Origin of the sequence: Paenibacillus peoriae, from assembly GCF_022531965.1 — a bacterium.
Classification (GTDB): domain Bacteria; phylum Bacillota; class Bacilli; order Paenibacillales; family Paenibacillaceae; genus Paenibacillus; species Paenibacillus polymyxa_D.
In genome coordinates, this window is record NZ_CP092831.1 from 4,164,640 (window position 1) to 4,184,477 (window position 19,838).

A 19,838-nucleotide genomic window follows, 5' to 3' on the forward strand; every position below is an offset into this window, starting at 1 on the left:
TTTATTGGGTTTGATCTGCCTACTGTCAGTCGATATTCTCCGGCCCTGTACGCATCTGCTGCCTGTAGCGGCTGGGACTTATCCCCTCGGTCGCTTTGAATACTTTAATAAAATATTTATCTGTTCGGTAGCCTGATCGTTCGCCGATTTGGGCAATCGTCAATTGGGTATGCAGCAGTAACTCCTTGGCCCGTTGCATCCGCAGCCGATGCAGATATTCGCTGAAGGACAAACCACTTTGCTCCTTGAATAAAACACTAAAATAGCTCGCATTCAGGTGTGAATGCGCGGCAGTCTGCGCCATCGTAATGGATTCGTGAAGATGCTCCGCCATATAGGTGAAGGCACGTCGTACCGGATCACTAAGGGTAGCCGCCTGGAGATCAAGCTCTAGCAGAACAGGGTCAGCCAGCTTGTCCAGCTTCTCGTATCGCTGCCGCTCCTCTTCAAGCCGAAGCGCTTCATTGACCGCATTCAGCAGCTCTTGTTTATCAATCGGTTTGAGCAAATAATTGACGGCTCCCAGACGAAGAGCCTGCTGGACATAATCAAATTCCGCATACCCTGAGATGACAATGGTCGCTGGTCGTCGTGAATCCCGTTCCAGAGAGCGGATTAAATCCAGCCCACTGAATTCCGGCAACCGGACATCCGTAATCAACAGATGAACCGTCTCTGCACGCAGTATATTTAGTGCTTCCAAACCATTACCGAATGTCACAATCCGGTATTTCCCGGCTGCCCATTGCTCCAGTGTCTGGTGTATCCCCTGACGTGTTCGCTGTTCATCGTCTACAATGACAATGGTTTTGGATGAAACACTCATTGCTACCGCCCTCCATATTCATCAGGAATTTCAAAAGCGACCACCGTTCCTTCCTGCTCAGCACTATGTATCAGCACACCGTCCGTTGGATAAGATGCGCTGTCATAATAGAGAGCGAGCCTGCGCTGCACATTAACCAGTCCCATACCGGTTCCCTTGCTCTCGCAGGCTGCTCCCCCCATCAACGCTGTACGCACAGCTGCAAGTTCTTCCATTGTCATTCCAGGTCCGTTATCTATGACCGCGATCCTGGTCCACCCCGGTCTGGTCGAAGGAGTGACACTGATTTCAACACGGCCGTTGCCGATGCGATTTTCCACACCATGCAAAATAGCATTCTCTAGAATAGGCTGGATCAGCAGTTTAGGAAGCGGAATTCTGGCTGCCTCTGAAGGCATATGAATTTGCCAGCTCAGACGTTCACCCAGACGCATCTCCATCAGTTCCAGATAACGACGGATTTGCGCCATTTCTTCCCCGAGGGTCACCCAAGAGTCATGGTGAGCCGGTTCGATAACATAACGAAACAGCCGCGACATAGACACCATCAGCCCGGCAAGCTCCTCCTCTCCCTTCTCCTGTAGCGACCAGTTGAAAGCATCCAGCGTATTAAAAAGGAAATGCGGATTGATCTGCGCCTGCAGAGCTTTAAGCTCGGTCTGGCTTTGTAAAACCTCCTTTTCGTAAATGACATGGATCAATTCATTGATATCGACAATCATCGTATTGTACTCTGCGTTCAATTCTCGCAGCTCGACCGCTGCTGCCGGTTCTGGATTCAGAGCCAACGCCCCTTCCCGTGAACGACGCATCGCCTGAATCAAGTGACCTATCGGTCTTGTAATCAACGTAGACAACATAAAGGACATAAACAGGAAAAGCACGGCACCAAGAGACGCGGAAATGATAAGTGTAGTCCGTAAAACCGTAATTCCGTCTGTGACGACGCTAACCGGAATCAGGATCAGCAGCGACCAGCCCGTCCGCTCCGACTGCTGAACCGCCTTCACATATTCCCGCTCCCCAATATGAACCGTCTGTGTCTTGCTGTGCAGTACACCTGACAAATCCGTCTGGTTCATTGGTTCACCCGACAGCAGCTGGCCTTGACGATCTACAAGCAGCATGGTTTCATCCGCTTCTTCATTGACTGCTGACGCACCATTCAGTCCAAAATAACTTCGCTCCATACGGGTAATGAGGTACCCTCCGCGTGAGAACCAGCGATCCACCAAGCTGACCTGCCGAATTGCTAGCAGTGACCTGGGGTCCTCGGGATCAATGCCGATCCAGACCAGTCTTCCTTTCATCTGATTCGCTTCCCGGATGTCTGCCTGTCCGATACGTTCCTCCAGACTGCCCTCTCTAATCGGAAACAACATCTTCCCTTCAGCAGTATACAGTTCCAGTGAGCCGACACTCGGCATATATGCCTGATAGCTATGCATCACTTGCAGTAGGGATTGACGCTGTCCAAAATTCACCTTGCCCCCGTTGCGCTCCTCCAGCAAAATATGCTGAACAGACGGGTGATTAGCGACCTGCTCCGTCAAACTGTCCATCTGGCCGATTAATGCATCCAGCCTACCGCTTGCTTGTACCGCAGTTTGACCAATATGTCGCTCGGCACTGTCTTTTAACAGGTGAGACACATTGAGATAAATGAACGCCCCCGCTACACTCATCATAATAAGCATCACCAGTATAAATCCGATAAAAATCTGATTACGTAATGTGTTTAATGGTTGGTACCTTAAACGCATATGCCATCTCCCCCTGAGCCATCGCAGAAAAGTAGATAATGAGAACGCTTTCTATTTTCTATTCTAGCGCATCATTCTCCTTTGTTGGCATATTTTCAGCAGAGATTATATCAAAATGGACAGCAATCTCTGGAATCATTATGTTCGACAATAACACGTAATAACGATACTTATTAAAAAAGATGACTCCCGACACATGCAGGAGCCATCTACTGACCAGTTAAACCGAAGCTTCTTTAAAATCACCCAAACTAAGGTACCGTCCAGGCTCCGAAGCTTGTATATAAAATAGGTATCCTATTGGAGGGCAGCCAAAATGCGGTCGCACAGCTCCATCGTTTTCACGTTGTCCCGTCCACTTGAATCAGGCGTACGTCCTTCTTGGCAGCAGTTTATGAAATGTGCGATTTCACCGACAAAACCGCGCAAGTACAAATCACGGTATCCGCCCGACATCGCGGAAGCTGATGGTGTCAGAACCGTATCATTTTCCGCAAGGGATTTCCAAGGAAGCTCTGTATGACTCTCCGACTTGTGAATGATCAGTGTATTCACCTCATCCGCGTTCGCAAAACCGTGGTCAAAGGTTACCGTAATACCTTCACTCTCGCGTGTCCATGCTGTCATACCTGCGAAGTATAGGCTGCCCACTACACCATTTTCAAATTTCAAGGCAATCGTATGGGAAATACACTCACCGTTATCGTTTGCAAATCCGGTAACCTGTACCACTTCCCCGAACAAATAACGTACCAGGTCGACCATATGAACCGCCGCCAGCTTCATGAAGTCTTCGCCAGTTTTACAAAACTGGGTACTGTCCACGAGAAATTTTGCCTGAAATGAGCGTGCGGCTCCAAGCGAGCCACCCTCAATCCATTCTTTTAACTTTATGTATACAGGTGCGTAGCGCTTCATGAAACCGACCATCAGCACAACGCCTGCTGCTTCTGCCGCATCTGCAATTTGGGCCGCTTCCTCGGCATTCCAACCCAGTGGCTTGTCTACAAAGACATGTTTTCCAGCCTTAATGCAGTCTAGTACGAGCGAAGGATGATCTGCCGCTTGTGCTATCACGACAACTCCATCACAGTCTTCCTGCTCCAGCATAGCCTTGTAATTGTCATAAGGTGTGCCACTACTTCCAAACCGCTGAAGTGCTGTCTTCGATCTGCTTAAATCTCTAGTCGCAATCGCCTGAATTTCAGCACCTGCCCCAATAACAGCAGGATATATATTCGTTGAAGCGTGAAAGCCAGCCCCGATAAAACACAGCTTCACCTTGCTCATGTTAGTCCCTCCCATGTACACACTAAAATAATCCGATCCCATCGTACCCTATTGCCGAAGTATATATACAAAAAAACCTTAACAAAGATAATCCCTTATCCTTGTTAAGGCTCTGTCTGTATCACCTGCAACCATCCTTAAAATACATACAATTACAGGGTTCAGAAATTACCTTGTGGATAATGAAGCCCATTTTTGCTCCAGCCACTGGTCAAATTCAGCGCCCTTGTCGCCTTCATAGATGTCATAAATATCGACTCTCATCTTGTGCAGCTTCTCGCGAAAATCGTTGTAGGTATGGTCGGCTGGCAAGCTTTTTTTAATCCGCACCAGAATCTTCGTCAGGCCCTTAACAAGCTCACCCTCTTTGCGCACAGGCGGCTGTACATTCTCGCCCCATTCCTGAAGTCTGCGGTAAGCGGCTTCCTGAACGGCATATACCGTATCATGATTCAAACGATGTGTCAGCAAGTCAATCGTCTGCTGGTTCTTCCATGCACCCAGATCATTTACCGCAGCTAGGCGTGTTTTCCAATCGGAGGTTCGGTTTGCAGCTACTTTAAGCTGCTCATATACTTCTGCAAATTCCTGCTGAGTTTCGTTGTTTTCCAAAATTGTCTCATCCTTTTCTAAAAATCACTATATTACTGTTCATCACGATTGCCGTTTGTTAAATATAACATACTTGCCGGTCTTCTTCTAAAAAAGATAAAAATGAAATGATCGGACGTTACAGGAAATCTGCACGTGCGGGTGTAAATGCATCTAGCAGAATGCCGCCATCCTCCAGTGGGATACAGCCATGAAGAGTATCGGATGGAAAATGGATGCTGTCTCCTTCTTTGACGGTCTGGACTTCCTTGGTTTCGCCATCATCAATCATGAACTTAAAACTTCCCTTTATTACATAAGTGACTTGTTCATGGACATGCTTATGCAACAGGATTTCCCCTGTTTGGGCTTTGGCAAACATCACTTTGACATACATAAGCTGGTCGCTGTGGGCCAGCACTTTCCGGGTGGTATTACTGTCAACGATATCAATTTGAATATCTTGGTCATTAAAAAACATGGATCATTCCTCCTCTTTTTAAGCACAATTGATTTAGATGAGTTATTTTGAAAAAATTCATAAATCGGTTTAGTTTAAAACCAGCGAAAAATAAGCCAAAGTACTCCGGAAAGGGTAGTAAAGTCGGGATCGGCGAACGTTACCCCTTCGGCACCCAAAAAAGAAAAGAGCGGCAAGGTGAGAGCTGGTAGCAGACAGAGCAAGAATCCATTAAGACAACTGGAAATAACAGCTCCTCTAAAACCACCGCTGGAATTGCCGAATATCGCGGCTGCACCACCAGCGAGGAAGCAGGCCATGATCCCTGGCACAATGACAGGCAATCCGACAAACGGGAAAAGAAAGACGCAGGCAACGCCTGTGAAGAAGCTGACCAAGAAGCCTACCAACGCGGAATTGGGTGATTTGTCGAACAGTACCAGAACATCCACACCAGGGATTGCTCCAGGTGCGAACACTTGGGAGAAGCCTTTGAAAGCGGGTACAATTTCAGTTGTGAACAGCTTAACACCCGCTTTTGCGATATACAAGCCGGCAGCAAAAATAGCTGACTGTTCGAGGATAAAGACGATATATTCTTTGCCATCCGATAATTTGCTGACATAATCAGAACCAGCAACCAGTCCGGATACCAGCAAAAGCACAAGCATCGTCAAGGTCGTTGCAACATTGGGGTCGCGCAAAAAACTGATGCGGTCATTAATTTTTACATTTTCGGTGTCATTTTCACGGTTGCCGAACACTTTCCCTAAATAGGTGCCCAGAATGTAAGAGGTCATGGAAGCATGAGCAATCGTATAATCATCCGATTTAATAATGTTTTTGCTGGCATTTCGGAGTAGGTAAGGAAACACCGCCATATAGCTCCCAATGACCAATGAACCGACGATGATCGTAGTCAGCGAACTGAGACCTAGACCTTTCATAACGGCTGTAGCGGCAAAGCTCATAAACAAAATCAAGTGAAGAGACAAATAAATGTACTTGAACTTGGTCAGACGTGCAAGCACGATGTTAAGGATCATGGAAAAGAGCAGAATGAGCGCAGCATCCGCCCCGATCTGATCAATGGTCAGTGCCATAATGGCTTCATTGCTGGGTACGACACCTTTAAGGTTGAACGCATAAGAAAAAATTTGGCTGAAGTTAGTGAGAACGCCTCCTAAAATGCCGCCGCCGACCTTGATCATGGTGAAGCCCATGAAAGAAAGGGTAGTTCCCGTAATGATTTCTGATACTTTCTTCCTCTGGAATATAAGGCCGAGTAATGTCACAATCGCGATAATGATGGATGGCTCCCTGATAATGCTCATAAACATTTCCATAGTGATCTCCGACTTTCTTTTATTATTTTCCATTCTTACTAAATCGATTTAGTAATACTCGAAAAAAATTTCCCTTCCGGGAATGTAAAAAGAAGCAGAATCATTTCCTTGTGAATTAAATCACAAATTACTCCATACATTATTCGCTTAAGCTCCATTCCTCCCCTCTCTTCAATCACCATCATCACTAAATTCAGGACAACCATAAATGAAAGGGTATTCATGACTCGAATCATAAGATCATTATAGCTCTTTATTTTCTTTTTACAATAGAATTCATAAAAACGTTTTCAAAAAAAAAAGAAAAGGACTTATTCAAACATTCAGTTCAGCTTTAGGACCGATTCTCTGTGGTTGATGACCGGATTCATACGGATGATTTCTGACAGCTCCTCATGATCCTGTTCTTTTTGATCAATTTTCTCCAGCAGTAGCCTGGCACTCCTTTTCCCCATTTCAAAACTCGGCTGGGAAACGGTTGTGATCGGCGGATTATAAAAAGACGCAAAGGATACATCATCTATGCCAATCAAGGAAAAGTCATTAGGTATGGTCAGATGATTATTTTTGGCAAAGATCAGCACCTGCTCCAAAATCATGTCATTCGTAGCAATGATTGCGGTGGGCGGGTTCTCCATGTGGAATAGTTGTCCAATCAGATTAGGCATTTCATCCAACCTGCCGCTTTTGATATAGTTTTCATTCACGGGTATGTCATGTTTACCCAGCGTATTTCGGTAACCTGACAGTCGCTCACTTCGTGTGGTGATCGCTTTTTTGCCTAAGGGGAACGTGATAATCCCAATGTTGTTATGACCATGCTCAATGAGTGCTTCAACCGCAAGCTCGCTGGCCTTTTCATTATTCAGTAGCACCGTATCTACGCTGAGTTCATCGATTTTTCGGTCCACAAACACGAAGGGATAGCCATTTTTGACAAGGGAAACATATAATTTCTTGTTCTCTTCCGTCGGGAAAATGATAAGTCCATCCACTTGCCGAGCAATCATCGACTGGACATACTTTTTCTCTTTTAGCGAATCATCATCGGTATTGCAGACAATGACCTGGACATTTTCCAGTTGGCATTCATCTTCAATGGCACGCACGACTTCTGTTGTAAATCTCGATAAAATGGTTGAAGAAATAACCCCCACAATGAAGGTCTTCTTCTGCTTGAGACTACGTGCCACCTCATTGGGTATATAACTGAGATCCTCAATCGCTTGCTCGATCTTCTTCTTGGTGTTTTCACTCATATAGTTGTATCTCTTTTGCAGAAACTGCGAAACTGTACTCTTCGACACCCCGGCACGTTCTGCAACTTCCTTCATCGTTGTTACCATAATTACCCTCCTTTCTTTTTCTGCATGTCAGGCATGTTAATTTTCAAATATATATATTCTGCAACCTGTATGTAAAGTGAATTTCACTTTATTATATACCTTCTTTTACAGCAGGAAAATATAATAAATGAAGAGTTAGAGCGTGCCTCTACCTCATATACAAGCGCGGCCAAAAATACGGGGTGGAAACTCCTTCACGAATCTTTTACAAGAGGAACTTTCCTACTTAGCTTGATAATCCGTTGTTATAAATCTATTGATTTCGAACGAAATCTTAGAAATACACGAATTTTATGAACTTGTTTGATGGAAGATTTGAACATAAAATAAAAATGTAATCGATTACAAATTATTTTAAATAAAGGAGGAAGCAGAATTATGAAGAAAAAAGGATTAAAAAAAACATTTTTCGTCATTGCCTCCCTCGTAATGGGCTTCACACTGTATGGCTATACACCAGCTTCTGCAGATGCAGCCAGTGTGAAAGGATATTATCACACCCAAGGAAACAAGATTGTAGACGAATCCGGGAAAGAAGCGGCATTTAACGGCCTGAACTGGTTCGGTCTGGAAACTCCTAATTACACCTTGCATGGACTGTGGAGCCGCTCAATGGACGACATGCTGGATCAGGTGAAGAAAGAAGGCTACAATCTGATTCGTCTGCCTTACAGCAATCAGTTGTTCGATTCCAGTTCCCGTCCAGACAGTATTGATTATCACAAAAACCCTGATCTAGTCGGGTTAAACCCGATTCAAATTATGGACAAGCTGATCGAAAAAGCTGGACAACGCGGTATTCAGATTATCCTTGACCGTCACCGTCCAGGCTCAGGCGGGCAATCCGAGCTGTGGTACACATCCCAGTACCCTGAGTCTCGCTGGATTAGTGACTGGAAAATGTTGGCTGACCGTTATAAAAACAACCCCACCGTCATTGGTGCGGATTTGCACAACGAGCCACACGGTCAAGCAAGCTGGGGTACAGGCAATGCCTCCACAGACTGGCGTCTGGCGGCACAACGTGCAGGGAATGCGATTCTGTCCGTGAATCCGAATTGGCTGATTCTCGTAGAAGGTGTAGACCACAATGTACAAGGCAACAATAGCCAATACTGGTGGGGTGGCAACCTGACAGGTGTAGCCAACTATCCTGTCGTTCTGGACGTACCGAACCGTGTCGTATATTCTCCACACGATTACGGCCCCGGTGTGTCTTCGCAGCCATGGTTCAACGACCCGGCCTTCCCGTCCAACCTGCCTGCGATCTGGGATCAAACCTGGGGCTACATCAGCAAGCAAAACATAGCTCCGGTACTGGTCGGTGAATTCGGCGGTCGTAATGTTGATTTGTCTACTCCTGAGGGGAAATGGCAAAATGCACTCGTAGACTATATTGGTGCCAACAACCTGTACTTTACGTACTGGTCCCTGAATCCGAATAGCGGCGACACAGGCGGTCTGCTGCTGGATGACTGGACTACCTGGAATCGTCCGAAGCAAGATATGCTGGGTCGAATTATGAAGCCTGTTGTTTCCGTAGCCCAGCAAGCGGAAGCAGCAGCCGAATAGGCACAGGCCTTCAACTTCACTTAATTAAAAAAGCCGATTTTCCTCCTTCAGGCCAGATTATGCTGGGCTATGAAGATGTGGAGAAACGGCTTTTTTTGTTCTTCCAGTTTTACACATTGTAAATTCCCCATTGAATGGGTCATTTTGTAAACTAAATCTCTCTTTCAACCGATAAATACATATGTTGGATTTTAATTTAGAAAGGAAGTATTCATGTGATTATTTGGAAGGGTTTTGGTATTTTAAATATTATTATTCCAGGGATTTTATTTGTTATTGTCGGTAGTTTAGTATCCGCTCTAGGGCTTGACTCCATAGATTCCCGGCTGCCAATGGCTTTTGTGTTCATTGTGTCGGGAGTTATTATCTGGTATTTGGGGAAAGCACTCAACTCCGACTCGGACAAAGTGCTAGTTGATATGGAAACGGGACAACGCTATCGAATGGGAACCCAGCACAGTCTATTTTTTATCCCTATGCATTATTGGGGCCCTGCCGGTCTAGCGATCGGATTTATTTTAATCGTTGCATCGATATTTATTTAACGTTGATTGCAAACATAAGCTATTCCGAACACCGCAATGCGAGCTAGTTGCTCCCATTGCGGTCTTTTTCCTTCTCGCAGGTCGATTATGCTCAGATACCGCTACGGTTTACCTGTAGGCCAATGGGTTTGGGTCAGGGGAACACCTAGCTCATGCTTCGACCTAGCTGCTCCACCTTGCTCAGCCAATCGTTGCGCTGCTGATCCGATAACTTATTCATAAGATCAATGGTCGTAGAACGCACTGGTTTGACACCACATAGATGCAGCGTGGAATCCTTCATCATCCGATGCCCAGGCTGTCCCTGGAAAAATCGGTAGTACCAGTGCGGACCGTCCATCGTTGTAATGAGGCGAGCTGTTCTTCCTTTTAGAAGCTTGTCAGGCAAGGATTTTCCTTTTTGATACTTAAACGCAAACCCCGGCATAATGGTACGGTCAATGAAGCCTTTCATTAATGCAGGCAAGCTGCCCCACCAGATTGGAAAGACAAAAACAAGATGTTCTGCCCATTTAATCGACTCCTGTGCTTGGATCAAATCAGGTTCCAGCGGCAATTTATTACGATATCCACCTAATAGATTTGGGTTAAAATCCAACGCGGATAACTGCAACAAACGAACCTCTGCTCCTGCAGCCTTCGCTCCTTTTACATAGGATTGAGCCAACGCTTCTCCATAACTGCCAGCGACTGGATTCCCTTGAATCACCAATATTTTTTTAGACATATAAGCCACTTCCTATCTTCACATTATGATTTTAGTTAGAAAACACTAACTTTATATTTAAAAAGAAAAGGTCACTATTGACCTTTACTTAATAAAGCTGTTAAACGTTGTTTGACCTCTGTTGCAAATGGAACCAACTGCTGTGGAAGTTCACCTTCCAGGCTGGATACGGACAAGCGTGTAATAGCTCCAATGATGAGCACACCGGATAGCTGAGCATCCTGCTTCGGCAGTTCACCTTGTTGAATCCCCTGTTCGATGAATTCAGTCAACGCCTCCAGCGGCTGACGCACATTCTGGCTCTGGCTTGCTTCAACATACAGCTCATGATGCTGGGATAGTAGAAGCAAACCATACTGGTCCTCATCATGCATATTCAGCACTTCATCCACCAGTTGATGGAAACGACTAACGAAGTTCCCACTCTGCTTGCGATAGAAGTCAATTAAGGTGGTGTAGCTATTGCAATACTGCCCAAATACTTCCAAGGCCATCGCATCTTTGCTCTTAAAATGCTTATAAATCGCGGCATCCGTCACACCGGCAGCCTCTCCAATTTCTTTGACTGAAATCCCGTCAATTCCTTTGGTTGCAAATAAGCACATCGCTGCCTGCAGAATATCTTTCTTTTTGCTGTCTATATGTGTTTTCTTGTTCATAAAATTATAGTAAGTGATAACTAACTAAAATGCAAATTATATTTTTATGCAGGCTCATTCTATCTTCATACTTTCATTTGAAATATATTGTATTAAACCTAAATACCATGTTTTTATAAGTGAATGATCATAAATACAATTAATGATACGTGTATCGCCACATTTTATTCATATAAAATAGATATGTAATCGAATAAAACGGGCGCTCGGGCAGGCGGGACTCATTATGCTTAAGGTGCATGCAGTCACCCAGCAGGGAAAAGACTCAGGCAGTCTTGGCATATGAGCGACGAGCACATTTCCCCGCTGCAAAAAGTCGTGCACGCCATCCATAACCAAAGCTCCAAGGCCGGTCTTCAGCTTTGGCATGTCGGACGCAAAGGCTCGTTGCCCCAAAAACAGCTGTATCTGCCTCTGGGTTGCCTCACCGCGAACAGTATCATCCACTGGCTCGCACACTAAATTGAACAATTTCCACAATAATAGGTGTGCCGGAGGAAATTGCCTCCCCTTCGTTAAGGCGAATCGTCAGCGATTCAGGTGTCAGTCTATACAATGTGCTTTCTTGTATCATTCCATTAATGTATAGATTGGCATAACTGTTGCTTCCGACATTAAACCGCTGAAAGGGCTCCTGTACACCATCTACAGAAAATTGATCCGCCATAATCGTGATTGAAGACTCAATTGTAGCAGGTGCAAAATAAAAATATCGCTCGGCTATGGGTATAATTTCAATATTTGAAATGTCAGCTGCCGGACCGGTTGGGCCTGTTATTCCTTGGGCTCCGGTTGGGCCCGCTATGCCCTGTGCTCCAGTAGGGCCGGGTGCACCTGTTGCACCTGAACTACCTTGGACGCCAGCCGGACCTGGCGCTCCCCGTGTTCCTGCTGGACCCTGTATTCCTGGTATTCCTTGGACTCCCGGTGTTCCCGCAGTTCCCGGTATGCCTTGTGCTCCTGCTAAACCTGGAATACCTTGTACCCCTGTTAACCCGGCTTCGCCTTGCTTCCCTGTCAAACCAGGAATACCCTGTGCTCCTGCCGAACCTGGAACACCCGGCTTTCCCGTCTTGCCCATTCTCCGCCTCCGCTTGGTAGGAGTATTTCTACATCTCCGTTGCATGATTAGCTTTGGATGCTTTTTGGCATGGAACCCCGTTTTTGTTCTACCTTTGAGTGAATAACTTGTTTTACACTTTTTACGTTTGTTGATCTTGCAATGTACGGTTCTTTTTCCTTGCCTTCTTAGTGATGAATCGCGTCTCCTCATACCAGTCGTATACACCTCCTTCTCACATGCTTATTTATGTATTGTATGCATATCCCTCTTTAGGGTTTTAGGCATTTGTAGGATGCCGATTCCAAGTATTCGCTTCCATCTGTATTTGTAGCAAAATAGGCCTTCTCCATTCACCCTATTATTAATAGAAAGGTTAATATGCCGTTTCCGAATAGGTTGAGAAATCATTTATTGATTAAGAGCCACCGAATGGCTCATACCAGTAAAGAAAGGAGATGAAAACTATGCCCATCATAAAACCTGTGTACACAGCAGTAGCTACTGCTCCCGTAGCAACTGGTGGTGCCATAAGCACGACTGTAACCCCAGCCGTGACTCGTTTTTTTGCAACAATTACAGCCGGGATGATCGGAGCAACAACAACAACTATTCCTGCTGCAAGCTTCGTAGATGACGCCGACGCTCCAGTAGTTGCTTTACCAACATTAACGGCTACTGATTCTGCTAATTATTATATTAATGGAGTTATTCAGCAGAGTTCCTTATTCACCCTGACCACGGCAAGTCTGGTCATTGCCTCTGTAGATATTACACCAGGTGTCCCCGCTGTCATAGAAATATCTGATTTTAGCGGCACAACCTCCACCATATCAACTCAGCCCACCATCTCTGCCCCTACCGTAACAATTATCACTTAAGACGTTTCATCCTTTTGATTCAAGATGGACTGAACGGTCATTCACACTGTACATTACCCCGTATAAGCTAGAAAAGACCGATTCAGATGTCGATATCTGAATCGGTCTTTTAAGCTCAAGATGAATATACAATCGTTTTCAAATGACTGGGTACTGTATGATTAAGGCAAAATAGCAAAGGAGCGCACTGGAAATCCGGGGGAATCTTGAATGCTCGGAACGATATTATATATGACCGCGCCCGTCGGGGGCAACTTGTCCAAATTTGTCAGCATCTCAACTTGATACCGATCCTGCTCCAATATGTAATATTCCCCTACCAGCTTGCCAGCTTTGCGATAAGCTACAGAAGAATCCGTATCTAGCGTTTCATGTCCAATGGCAGCCACATTCCGTTCTTCTACCAAAAAGCGTAGCGCCTCTAGCGACCAGCCCGGACAGTGTGCATCTCCGGCGTCATCCTTGTTCGAGAAGGCATCTGAATCAGGCCAACGTTTGCTCCAATCACTGCGAAAAGCGACAAAGGACTGATCAGCAATGCGTCCATGCTCTTTCTCAAAGTCCAAAATATCCGCAACCGTAAGTTCATAGTCAGAATTAGCTGCAACGGCTGCTGAACGGTCAATGACAACGAGCGGCAAAACCAGCTCCTTCAATGAAAGCTCATGCAAGTAACGTTTGCCCTTCACAAAATGAACGGGTGCGTCAATGTGAGTCCCATACTGACCTGGAAAGCAGTATTGTTTTACAAAAAAGCCATCGTCGTGGGTAAACAGGGTATCCACCTGAACATTATCGAATACTGGAAAATGAGGGATTTCAGGATAAAAAGCGTGGGACAAATCTACCCACTCTTTTTGCTTCAACAACTTCAAGATATCTGCTAAATGCTCTGCCATGATGCCCATTCCTCCTCAGCTTTATTACAAGCCATTTTACCTGAGGATTCTGCAAAAATCTATAAATCGACCTTCCAGAATGTATAGATTGAAATCGTTAACATTTTGAGAAAAAACACAAAAACAATTCCATATATTCATATATACATTTCCTATTCCGTGTGATTGTTAACGTTTTCATTATTACATATACGTCTTGATTGGAAAAAGTAGGGGTCTATTGAATTATATAAAAAATTCGACAAAAATTTTAGTATGTAACTTTTATTATATTAACAAATACTGGAACACGAAGTATGATAGAAAATGTAGAAACCACAGGAGCACCCGGGACTCCCTTCGTTTGTCTACTCTATTCATCCAATATACGGAGGTATTTTATGAAAAAGAGATTTTCACTCGGAATTGCAGCAGCTCTGCTATTCACTACCCTGTCCCCTCTTGGTTCACCTGCTCATGCAGCCAGCGATATTGGTAAAGAAACGCTTGGTAACAAAAACGGTTGGGCAGCCTTTTCTACAGGCACAACAGGCGGAGCTGCAGCCTCTTCTTCTAATATTTTCACCGTAACGAATCGCAAGCAATTAGTCGATGCTTTGGGCAAAAACAGCAATAGTACGCCTAAAATCATTTATGTCAAAGGCACGATCAACGCCAACGTCGATGACAATAACAAGCCGTTGGGATTGAACGATTACAAGGACTCTAAATATGATTTTGACGCCTACCTCAAAGCTTATGACCCATCCACTTGGGGTAAAAAGGCTCCGTCCGGCACATTGGAAAAGGCACGTGAGGCTTCACAAAAAAATCAGGCCAGTCGTGTCGTCATTGAGATTCCTTCTAATACAACGATTGTCGGTCAGGGTAGCAATGCCGTCATTAACGGCGCGAACCTTCAACTAAAAAAAGGGACAGATAATGTCATTATCCGTAATATTGAGTTCCAGGATGCCTACGATTATTTTCCTCAATGGGACCCAACGGACGGCAGCACAGGCAATTGGAATTCGGAATATGACAGCATTACAATTAACGGCGCCACACATGTATGGGTAGACCACAATACCTTCAATGATGGATCTCACCCAGATAGCCAAAACGGCTCCTTTTACGGTCAAGAATACCAGCATCATGATGGGCTTCTCGATGTGATTAACCAGGGCGATCTGGTTACGGTTTCTTACAATCATTTTTACGATCATGATAAATCATCGATTATTGGCAACAGCGACAGTAAAACAGCAGATGAAGGGACTTTACGTGTAACCCTGCATCACAATTATTATGAAAACACGGTACAACGCACACCACGCGTGCGGTATGGACAAGTCCATCTGTACAACAATTACTATACAGGTGATGTAAAACGCTCCGAATATCCTTCACTGTATATATGGGGCGCAGGTAAATCCTCCAAAATCTTCGCCGAAAACAATGTTATTGACGTTGCCGGTTTATCTGCAGCTAAAATCGTGACTGTCTTTGGTGGAACTGCCCTGTCAGATACGGGCACAATCCTGAATGGACAAGCTGTTAATGCAGGCTCCAGTGCGGGTCTTAGCTCCTCTGTAGGCTGGAAACCATCGCTGAATGATAAAATTTCCCCATCCGCCAGTGTGAAGGCAGAAGTCACTTCCCAAGCTGGCTCTGGTAAGCTGTAAACACTGCCCGTTAACACAAATAACCGCAGACGCATACAACCTGCGATTTTACACCAAAAAGGCTGTTTTCTCCGTAGAATGATTCCACACGGAGAGAACAGCCCTTTTTTTTATTTTTCATTTTTTTAATTACAAATTATAGCGCACATTAACTACCGTATTGTTCTACCAAAACCGGCTTTTCAAATGCGTTATCCAGCTTGCGAAGCTTAGCCTTTACCGCATCTGGTGGCTCAACCGCTGGCGCATCTGGATGCAGCAACCATGATTTCACAAAATGCGTATCGGATAATTGAAAGAGTGGAGGCTCTTTCTCAAAGTCAATTTTCATAGCATAAGAACTGCGAGCTGCAAAAGCATCCCCTACAGGTGGGTGAAGCAGATCCGGAGGTGTTCCCGGAATAGCTGCCAGCTTCTGACCATGGCTGTCCAAACTTGGCATAGAGGCGAGAAGGCCCCATGTATATGGATGTTTCGGGTTGTAGAAAATTTCATTAACCGTACCTGTTTCCACGATTTGTCCTGCGTACATAACGGCAACGCGATCAGCCATCTTCGCTACAACACCGAGGTCATGAGTAATAAAGATGATGGAAGTATCAATCTTTTTCTGAAGATCTTTCATCAGTTCCAAAATTTGAGCTTGAATCGTTACGTCCAACGCAGTCGTCGGCTCATCGGCAATCAGAAGTTTCGGATTAGCAGCCAATGCCATCGCAATGACGACACGTTGACGCATACCGCCACTAAATTCATGCGGATATTGGTTAAAACGCTGTTCTGGATGTGGAATACCTACTAGATTCAGCAACTCAATACCCCGCTTGCGAGCAGCATCCTTGGATATTTTTTCATGCTTGAAAAGCACTTCCGTAATCTGCTTGCCCACTTTCATCGTCGGGTTAAGCGAAGTCATTGGGTCCTGAGAAATCAGGCCAATTTCCTTACCACGAATTTTTTGCATCTGCTTTTCCGTTTTATTAATCAGCTCTTGTCCGTCAAACATAATTTGACCCTTTTGATAAATGCCCGGAGGGGTCGGAATCAACTTCATAACAGCTTGTGAGGTTACGCTTTTACCTGAGCCGGATTCGCCCACAATCGCCAGCGTCTCTCCTTTATTGACATGAAAGTTTACGCCACGAATGGCCTGCACTAGTCCCTGGCGGGTCTTGAAAGATATCGTTAAGTCCTTCACTTCCAAAAGGCGGTTCATCTCATCACTCTTTCATTTATTATTCATCACTATTATTGACCACTATCTAAAAAAACGACGTCCATGAGTCAAGGTATATACGATTAATTTTACTCAGTTTAGTACCTACCAGTCAAGCTATATCTCAAATATCACCGAAAAACTTCCATTCGATGTTAGATAAATGAAATGTTTCTCCGAAAAAACGATCATTTTTAACCATTTTTGTACTCATTTATAACATGCGCTGGATATAGCTGAAGCGTGCTCCACCCAATGGCGAACGTGTGCAGAGTAGTTCTCCATTCAACCGGGTAGCAATTTGACGACAAATAGCCAATCCAAGACCTGTGACACCATTCGAGCCCGCATAGAATCTTCCGAACACCTCGGTTGCCTCTTGTTCGGTCAGCCCTTCCCCATCATCATCCACATGTATAACCCATACAACCTCCGGTGTTGTCCCTGTCTCCAAATGAATGACAACCTCCGTAGAGGTATGCCGAACTGCATTTTGCAGCAAATTCAATATCATGCGGAACAATTGCTCGGCCGGAACGGCCACATGCAGACCCTCTCCCTCCACTCGGAGCGAGATAGAACGTTCAGCAGCCACCGGCATCAATAGATGAACAGCATCCTCCGCCATGCTTCTAAGATCAACCAGAGAGACAGGCCACTCTTCATTCAGCGCCTCCAGCCTCGATAGCTGCAGCAGCTTTTCCACCATGTCAATTAACCGCTGGGACTGCACTTTGATGATACTCAGTCCCTCGTCCTGGGATACCACTTGATCCTGTATGGCATATACATAGCCTTGAATCGACATTAACGGTGTCCTTAGCTCGTGAGATACATTTTGTAGAAATTCAATTTGACCGTGATGGTGCTGCTGAATACGGGCGGACATGGAATGAAAGGTGCCGATCAGCTCGCCAATCTCACTTTTATCCGCCTGTGGAAAATCACTATCCTGCGGCTGATTCGGCTCATAGTTGCCAACCGCCTCTTTCAATCGTTTGAGCGGACGCACCAGACGCGAGACCACCATCAGACCAATGACGAGAATCACTAAAAAACCCGCGATGATAGACAGTAATGTGGTTCTCATTAACGGTACATACAGGGCTCTCAAAGAAGATAAGGGTGAGTATACAAAAATACGAAAAGGTTGTCCGGGCAATTCCTCATTCGTAAACAGTACCTTTTTACCTTGAAGCACAGCCACCCCTTCATGTGTAGCGGTCAGATCCTGGGCAGACGGATGAACCGATGCAAAAAATCCCTGGCGGATCAAAAGCAAATGTTCGATCTTTTTGCCTTCCATTCCAGAAACGCTTGAGTCGATGATGTGGTTATCCGTGCTTAAAATAAAGTAATCGGTAGATAAAAGCACGCCCTTGATAACATAGTTAAATTCAGCATTATCCAGTCGATCAAAGCCTCCATCACTCATAATATGGACGGCTTTGCGTGCCTGCTCATGAAGTTTGGATTTGGCTTGATTCACCAGAATGTCGTCGATAAGTCTGATGAATAAGACCACTGTAATACAGACGGTAATAAGCATGGCGATGGACAGGGAAAGCAGTATTTTAGCTCTCATCGTACGCATGATTACAACTCCTGAACCGTTGCTTTATATCCGAAACCCCATACGGTGTTAATGACGAGCGTAGAGTGATATTCAGCTAACTTTTTACGAATCCGTTTGACCAGATCATCCACGACTCTCACATCACCTATAAAATCATAGCTCCACACCTGCTGAATCAGATGTTCCCTGCCAAAAGGTCTTTCCAGATGATTCGCAAGAAACAGCAACAGATCGAATTCACGTGAGGTTAAATTCAGCTCTTGTCCGTCCACTGTGACTTTACGAAAGTCAGCAAAAATATACAGATTGCCCGCATGGCATAGATCTGCGTTTTCTGCCGCTTGCCTATCGTCCGATGCAGACATTCCGGCCTTGCTCAGTCTCAGCATTGCTTTGACCCTTCCTACCAACTCCCTTGGATTAAAGGGCTTGGTCAAAAAATCGCTGCAGCCCAGCTCCAGCCCGTGAATACGGTCGTTCTCTTCTCCACGGGCAGAGATCATAATGATCGGCATTTCCGTAAACTCACGAAGCTGAGTCAGTAGAGAAAGCCCATCAATACCAGGCATCATAATATCAAGAACGAGACAATCCGGACGGTTCGTACGGATATGCTCTACCAGTGTTTTACCGCTGGAAAAGGAAGTCACCTCGTAGGATTCTTTTTTCAAATATTCAGATATTAATTGCAGAATGAACACATCGTCATCCACTACTACTATTTTTGTCATGGCCTTAACCCCTTGCCGTTGTTCTGGATGCTTCCATCCTCTCTTTAAGCTTAACAGAAGCCTAGCAGAATAGACAAAAGACGGGTATACCGTTCCCGGTCCCGTCTTTCTTATCATGAATCGCTGCTGTATATGCCAGGCGAGCTGAGTGCTAACTACGCATCAAACTTATTTCTTGGTTGTTACTACTTTGGCTGCTGCTTTTGGAGCTGTTTTTGCTGGGACTGCTTTTTTAACTGGAGTTTTGTGGGTCACTTTTTTAGCTACGACATGATGTGTACGAGTTTTATGAGCTGTTGCTTTGTGTTTAACAACATTATGTTTTTTGGCATGATGTTTAACTGTACGGTGCTGCCCTTTCACTGCTTTTGTTTTGTGGCTTGCCGCTTTTTTCGCAACGGATTTTTTGGCAGGGGCTTTCTTTGCTTTGGTTGTTGTTTTATGAGCTGTTACAGCTTTTTTAACCGGTGTTTTTACCACAGGTGCTTTCGTCACAGGTGCTTTTGCCGGTGTTTTGGTAGCTGGTGTCATAACCGCAGGAGCTTTGGTTACTGGTGCAGTGCTCGCTGGAGTCGTTGTTGCTGTAGCGGCGAATGCGCTGCTTGCTCCTCCCAGTACACTTACTACGGTCAATACGGCTGCTGCATTTTTAGTCCATTTTTTCATGATTGAATCACCTCTCCTTT

At 45.1% G+C, this 19,838-nt stretch carries 20 protein-coding genes; 5 read left to right on the top strand and 15 right to left on the bottom strand.

What is annotated here, in order from left to right; genetic code table 11:
* Positions 1–25 precede the first annotated feature (25 nt).
* From MLD56_RS18500 to MLD56_RS18530, 7 genes are all read right to left on the bottom strand, one after another.
* Complete coding sequence (locus tag MLD56_RS18500) at positions 26–826, bottom strand: response regulator transcription factor (RefSeq protein WP_029515620.1); 801 nt, start codon at positions 824–826, stop codon at positions 26–28.
* Positions 827–828: 2 nt separating this feature from the next.
* The gene (locus MLD56_RS18505; RefSeq protein ID WP_029515621.1) at positions 829–2,589 is read right to left on the bottom strand and encodes a cache domain-containing sensor histidine kinase; all 1,761 of its coding nucleotides are present in this window, start codon (positions 2,587–2,589) and stop codon (positions 829–831) included.
* Between the two features lie 297 nt (positions 2,590–2,886).
* Complete coding sequence (locus MLD56_RS18510) at positions 2,887–3,879, bottom strand: Gfo/Idh/MocA family protein (protein WP_029515622.1); 993 nt, start codon at positions 3,877–3,879, stop codon at positions 2,887–2,889.
* Between the two features lie 168 nt (positions 3,880–4,047).
* On the bottom strand, positions 4,048–4,491 hold the full coding sequence (locus MLD56_RS18515) for a HEAT repeat domain-containing protein (protein WP_029515623.1): 444 nt from the start codon (positions 4,489–4,491) through the stop codon (positions 4,048–4,050).
* A gap of 118 nt (positions 4,492–4,609) precedes the next feature.
* Positions 4,610–4,951, bottom strand: a complete 342-nt coding sequence (locus MLD56_RS18520; protein ID WP_029515624.1) for a cupin domain-containing protein — start codon at positions 4,949–4,951, stop codon at positions 4,610–4,612.
* A gap of 74 nt (positions 4,952–5,025) precedes the next feature.
* Positions 5,026–6,276, bottom strand: a complete 1,251-nt coding sequence (locus MLD56_RS18525) for a PTS ascorbate transporter subunit IIC (RefSeq protein WP_029515625.1) — start codon at positions 6,274–6,276, stop codon at positions 5,026–5,028.
* 323 nt (positions 6,277–6,599) lie between these two features.
* The gene (locus MLD56_RS18530) at positions 6,600–7,622 is read right to left on the bottom strand and encodes a substrate-binding domain-containing protein (protein ID WP_029515627.1); all 1,023 of its coding nucleotides are present in this window, start codon (positions 7,620–7,622) and stop codon (positions 6,600–6,602) included.
* Positions 7,623–8,000: 378 nt separating this feature from the next.
* On the opposite strand from MLD56_RS18530, the gene MLD56_RS18535 reads away from it, so the two are divergent.
* Positions 8,001–9,194 carry a glycoside hydrolase family 5 protein gene (locus tag MLD56_RS18535; protein ID WP_029515628.1) on the top strand — a complete coding sequence of 398 codons (1,194 nt, stop codon included), beginning with the start codon at positions 8,001–8,003 and terminating at the stop codon, positions 9,192–9,194.
* Positions 9,195–9,409: 215 nt separating this feature from the next.
* Positions 9,410–9,739: a hypothetical protein gene (locus MLD56_RS18540; RefSeq protein ID WP_029515629.1), complete on the top strand. Its 330-nt coding sequence runs from the start codon at positions 9,410–9,412 to the stop codon at positions 9,737–9,739.
* 145 nt (positions 9,740–9,884) lie between these two features.
* On the opposite strand, the gene MLD56_RS18545 is transcribed toward MLD56_RS18540, so the two are convergent.
* Together MLD56_RS18545 and MLD56_RS18550 are read right to left on the bottom strand one after the other, a co-directional pair.
* Positions 9,885–10,466, bottom strand: coding sequence for an NAD(P)H-dependent oxidoreductase (locus MLD56_RS18545; protein ID WP_029515630.1), 582 nt, complete (start codon positions 10,464–10,466; stop codon positions 9,885–9,887).
* 74 nt (positions 10,467–10,540) lie between these two features.
* Positions 10,541–11,125: a TetR/AcrR family transcriptional regulator gene (locus MLD56_RS18550; RefSeq protein ID WP_029515631.1), complete on the bottom strand. Its 585-nt coding sequence runs from the start codon at positions 11,123–11,125 to the stop codon at positions 10,541–10,543.
* Between the two features lie 282 nt (positions 11,126–11,407).
* On the opposite strand from MLD56_RS18550, the gene MLD56_RS18555 reads away from it, so the two are divergent.
* A complete protein-coding gene (locus MLD56_RS18555; protein ID WP_238437886.1) occupies positions 11,408–11,587 on the top strand; it encodes an oxidoreductase in 180 nt (59 codons plus the stop codon).
* Here the strand turns inward: MLD56_RS18555 and MLD56_RS26020 are convergent.
* Positions 11,565–12,206 (bottom strand): DUF4183 domain-containing protein, encoded by a 642-nt coding sequence (locus MLD56_RS26020; RefSeq protein WP_080658569.1) that lies wholly within the window; start codon positions 12,204–12,206, stop codon positions 11,565–11,567. The genes MLD56_RS18555 and MLD56_RS26020 overlap by 23 nt on opposite strands.
* Positions 12,207–12,652: 446 nt before the next feature.
* Here MLD56_RS26020 and MLD56_RS18570 point away from each other — a divergent pair, with 446 nt between their 5' ends.
* Complete coding sequence (locus MLD56_RS18570; RefSeq protein WP_013311418.1) at positions 12,653–13,066, top strand: DUF4183 domain-containing protein; 414 nt, start codon at positions 12,653–12,655, stop codon at positions 13,064–13,066.
* A 161-nt stretch (positions 13,067–13,227) separates the two neighbouring features.
* Here the strand turns inward: MLD56_RS18570 and MLD56_RS18575 are convergent, their stop codons facing one another.
* A complete protein-coding gene (locus MLD56_RS18575) occupies positions 13,228–13,965 on the bottom strand; it encodes a cyclase family protein (RefSeq protein WP_029515633.1) in 738 nt (245 codons plus the stop codon).
* Between the two features lie 380 nt (positions 13,966–14,345).
* Between MLD56_RS18575 and MLD56_RS18580 the strand changes: the two genes are divergently transcribed.
* The gene (locus MLD56_RS18580) at positions 14,346–15,629 is read left to right on the top strand and encodes a pectate lyase family protein (RefSeq protein ID WP_029515634.1); all 1,284 of its coding nucleotides are present in this window, start codon (positions 14,346–14,348) and stop codon (positions 15,627–15,629) included.
* Positions 15,630–15,777: 148 nt separating this feature from the next.
* On the opposite strand, the gene MLD56_RS18585 is transcribed toward MLD56_RS18580, so the two are convergent.
* From MLD56_RS18585 to MLD56_RS18600, 4 genes are all read right to left on the bottom strand, one after another.
* On the bottom strand, positions 15,778–16,845 hold the full coding sequence (locus MLD56_RS18585; RefSeq protein WP_029515635.1) for an ABC transporter ATP-binding protein: 1,068 nt from the start codon (positions 16,843–16,845) through the stop codon (positions 15,778–15,780).
* Positions 16,846–17,059: 214 nt separating this feature from the next.
* Positions 17,060–18,439: a HAMP domain-containing sensor histidine kinase gene (locus MLD56_RS18590; RefSeq protein WP_029515636.1), complete on the bottom strand. Its 1,380-nt coding sequence runs from the start codon at positions 18,437–18,439 to the stop codon at positions 17,060–17,062.
* 2 nt (positions 18,440–18,441) lie between these two features.
* Positions 18,442–19,152 carry a response regulator transcription factor gene (locus MLD56_RS18595; protein WP_029515637.1) on the bottom strand — a complete coding sequence of 237 codons (711 nt, stop codon included), beginning with the start codon at positions 19,150–19,152 and terminating at the stop codon, positions 18,442–18,444.
* Positions 19,153–19,320: 168 nt separating this feature from the next.
* Complete coding sequence (locus MLD56_RS18600) at positions 19,321–19,818, bottom strand: hypothetical protein (protein WP_029515638.1); 498 nt, start codon at positions 19,816–19,818, stop codon at positions 19,321–19,323.
* Positions 19,819–19,838 lie beyond the last annotated feature (20 nt).

Coding starts and splice junctions, on each gene's coding strand:
- MLD56_RS18500 (WP_029515620.1), bottom strand. CDS start 826: ATGAGTGTTTCATCCAAAACCATTGTCATTGTAGACGATGAACAGCGA.
- MLD56_RS18505 (WP_029515621.1), bottom strand. CDS start 2,589: ATGCGTTTAAGGTACCAACCATTAAACACATTACGTAATCAGATTTTT.
- MLD56_RS18510 (WP_029515622.1), bottom strand. CDS start 3,879: ATGAGCAAGGTGAAGCTGTGTTTTATCGGGGCTGGCTTTCACGCTTCA.
- MLD56_RS18520 (WP_029515624.1), bottom strand. CDS start 4,951: ATGTTTTTTAATGACCAAGATATTCAAATTGATATCGTTGACAGTAAT.
- MLD56_RS18525 (WP_029515625.1), bottom strand. CDS start 6,276: ATGGAAATGTTTATGAGCATTATCAGGGAGCCATCCATCATTATCGCG.
- MLD56_RS18530 (WP_029515627.1), bottom strand. CDS start 7,622: ATGGTAACAACGATGAAGGAAGTTGCAGAACGTGCCGGGGTGTCGAAG.
- MLD56_RS18535 (WP_029515628.1), top strand. CDS start 8,001: ATGAAGAAAAAAGGATTAAAAAAAACATTTTTCGTCATTGCCTCCCTC.
- MLD56_RS18545 (WP_029515630.1), bottom strand. CDS start 10,466: ATGTCTAAAAAAATATTGGTGATTCAAGGGAATCCAGTCGCTGGCAGT.
- MLD56_RS18550 (WP_029515631.1), bottom strand. CDS start 11,125: ATGAACAAGAAAACACATATAGACAGCAAAAAGAAAGATATTCTGCAG.
- MLD56_RS18555 (WP_238437886.1), top strand. CDS start 11,408: ATGAGCGACGAGCACATTTCCCCGCTGCAAAAAGTCGTGCACGCCATC.
- MLD56_RS26020 (WP_080658569.1), bottom strand. CDS start 12,206: ATGGGCAAGACGGGAAAGCCGGGTGTTCCAGGTTCGGCAGGAGCACAG.
- MLD56_RS18570 (WP_013311418.1), top strand. CDS start 12,653: ATGCCCATCATAAAACCTGTGTACACAGCAGTAGCTACTGCTCCCGTA.
- MLD56_RS18575 (WP_029515633.1), bottom strand. CDS start 13,965: ATGGCAGAGCATTTAGCAGATATCTTGAAGTTGTTGAAGCAAAAAGAG.
- MLD56_RS18580 (WP_029515634.1), top strand. CDS start 14,346: ATGAAAAAGAGATTTTCACTCGGAATTGCAGCAGCTCTGCTATTCACT.
- MLD56_RS18585 (WP_029515635.1), bottom strand. CDS start 16,845: ATGAACCGCCTTTTGGAAGTGAAGGACTTAACGATATCTTTCAAGACC.
- MLD56_RS18590 (WP_029515636.1), bottom strand. CDS start 18,439: ATGCGTACGATGAGAGCTAAAATACTGCTTTCCCTGTCCATCGCCATG.
- MLD56_RS18595 (WP_029515637.1), bottom strand. CDS start 19,152: ATGACAAAAATAGTAGTAGTGGATGACGATGTGTTCATTCTGCAATTA.
- MLD56_RS18600 (WP_029515638.1), bottom strand. CDS start 19,818: ATGAAAAAATGGACTAAAAATGCAGCAGCCGTATTGACCGTAGTAAGT.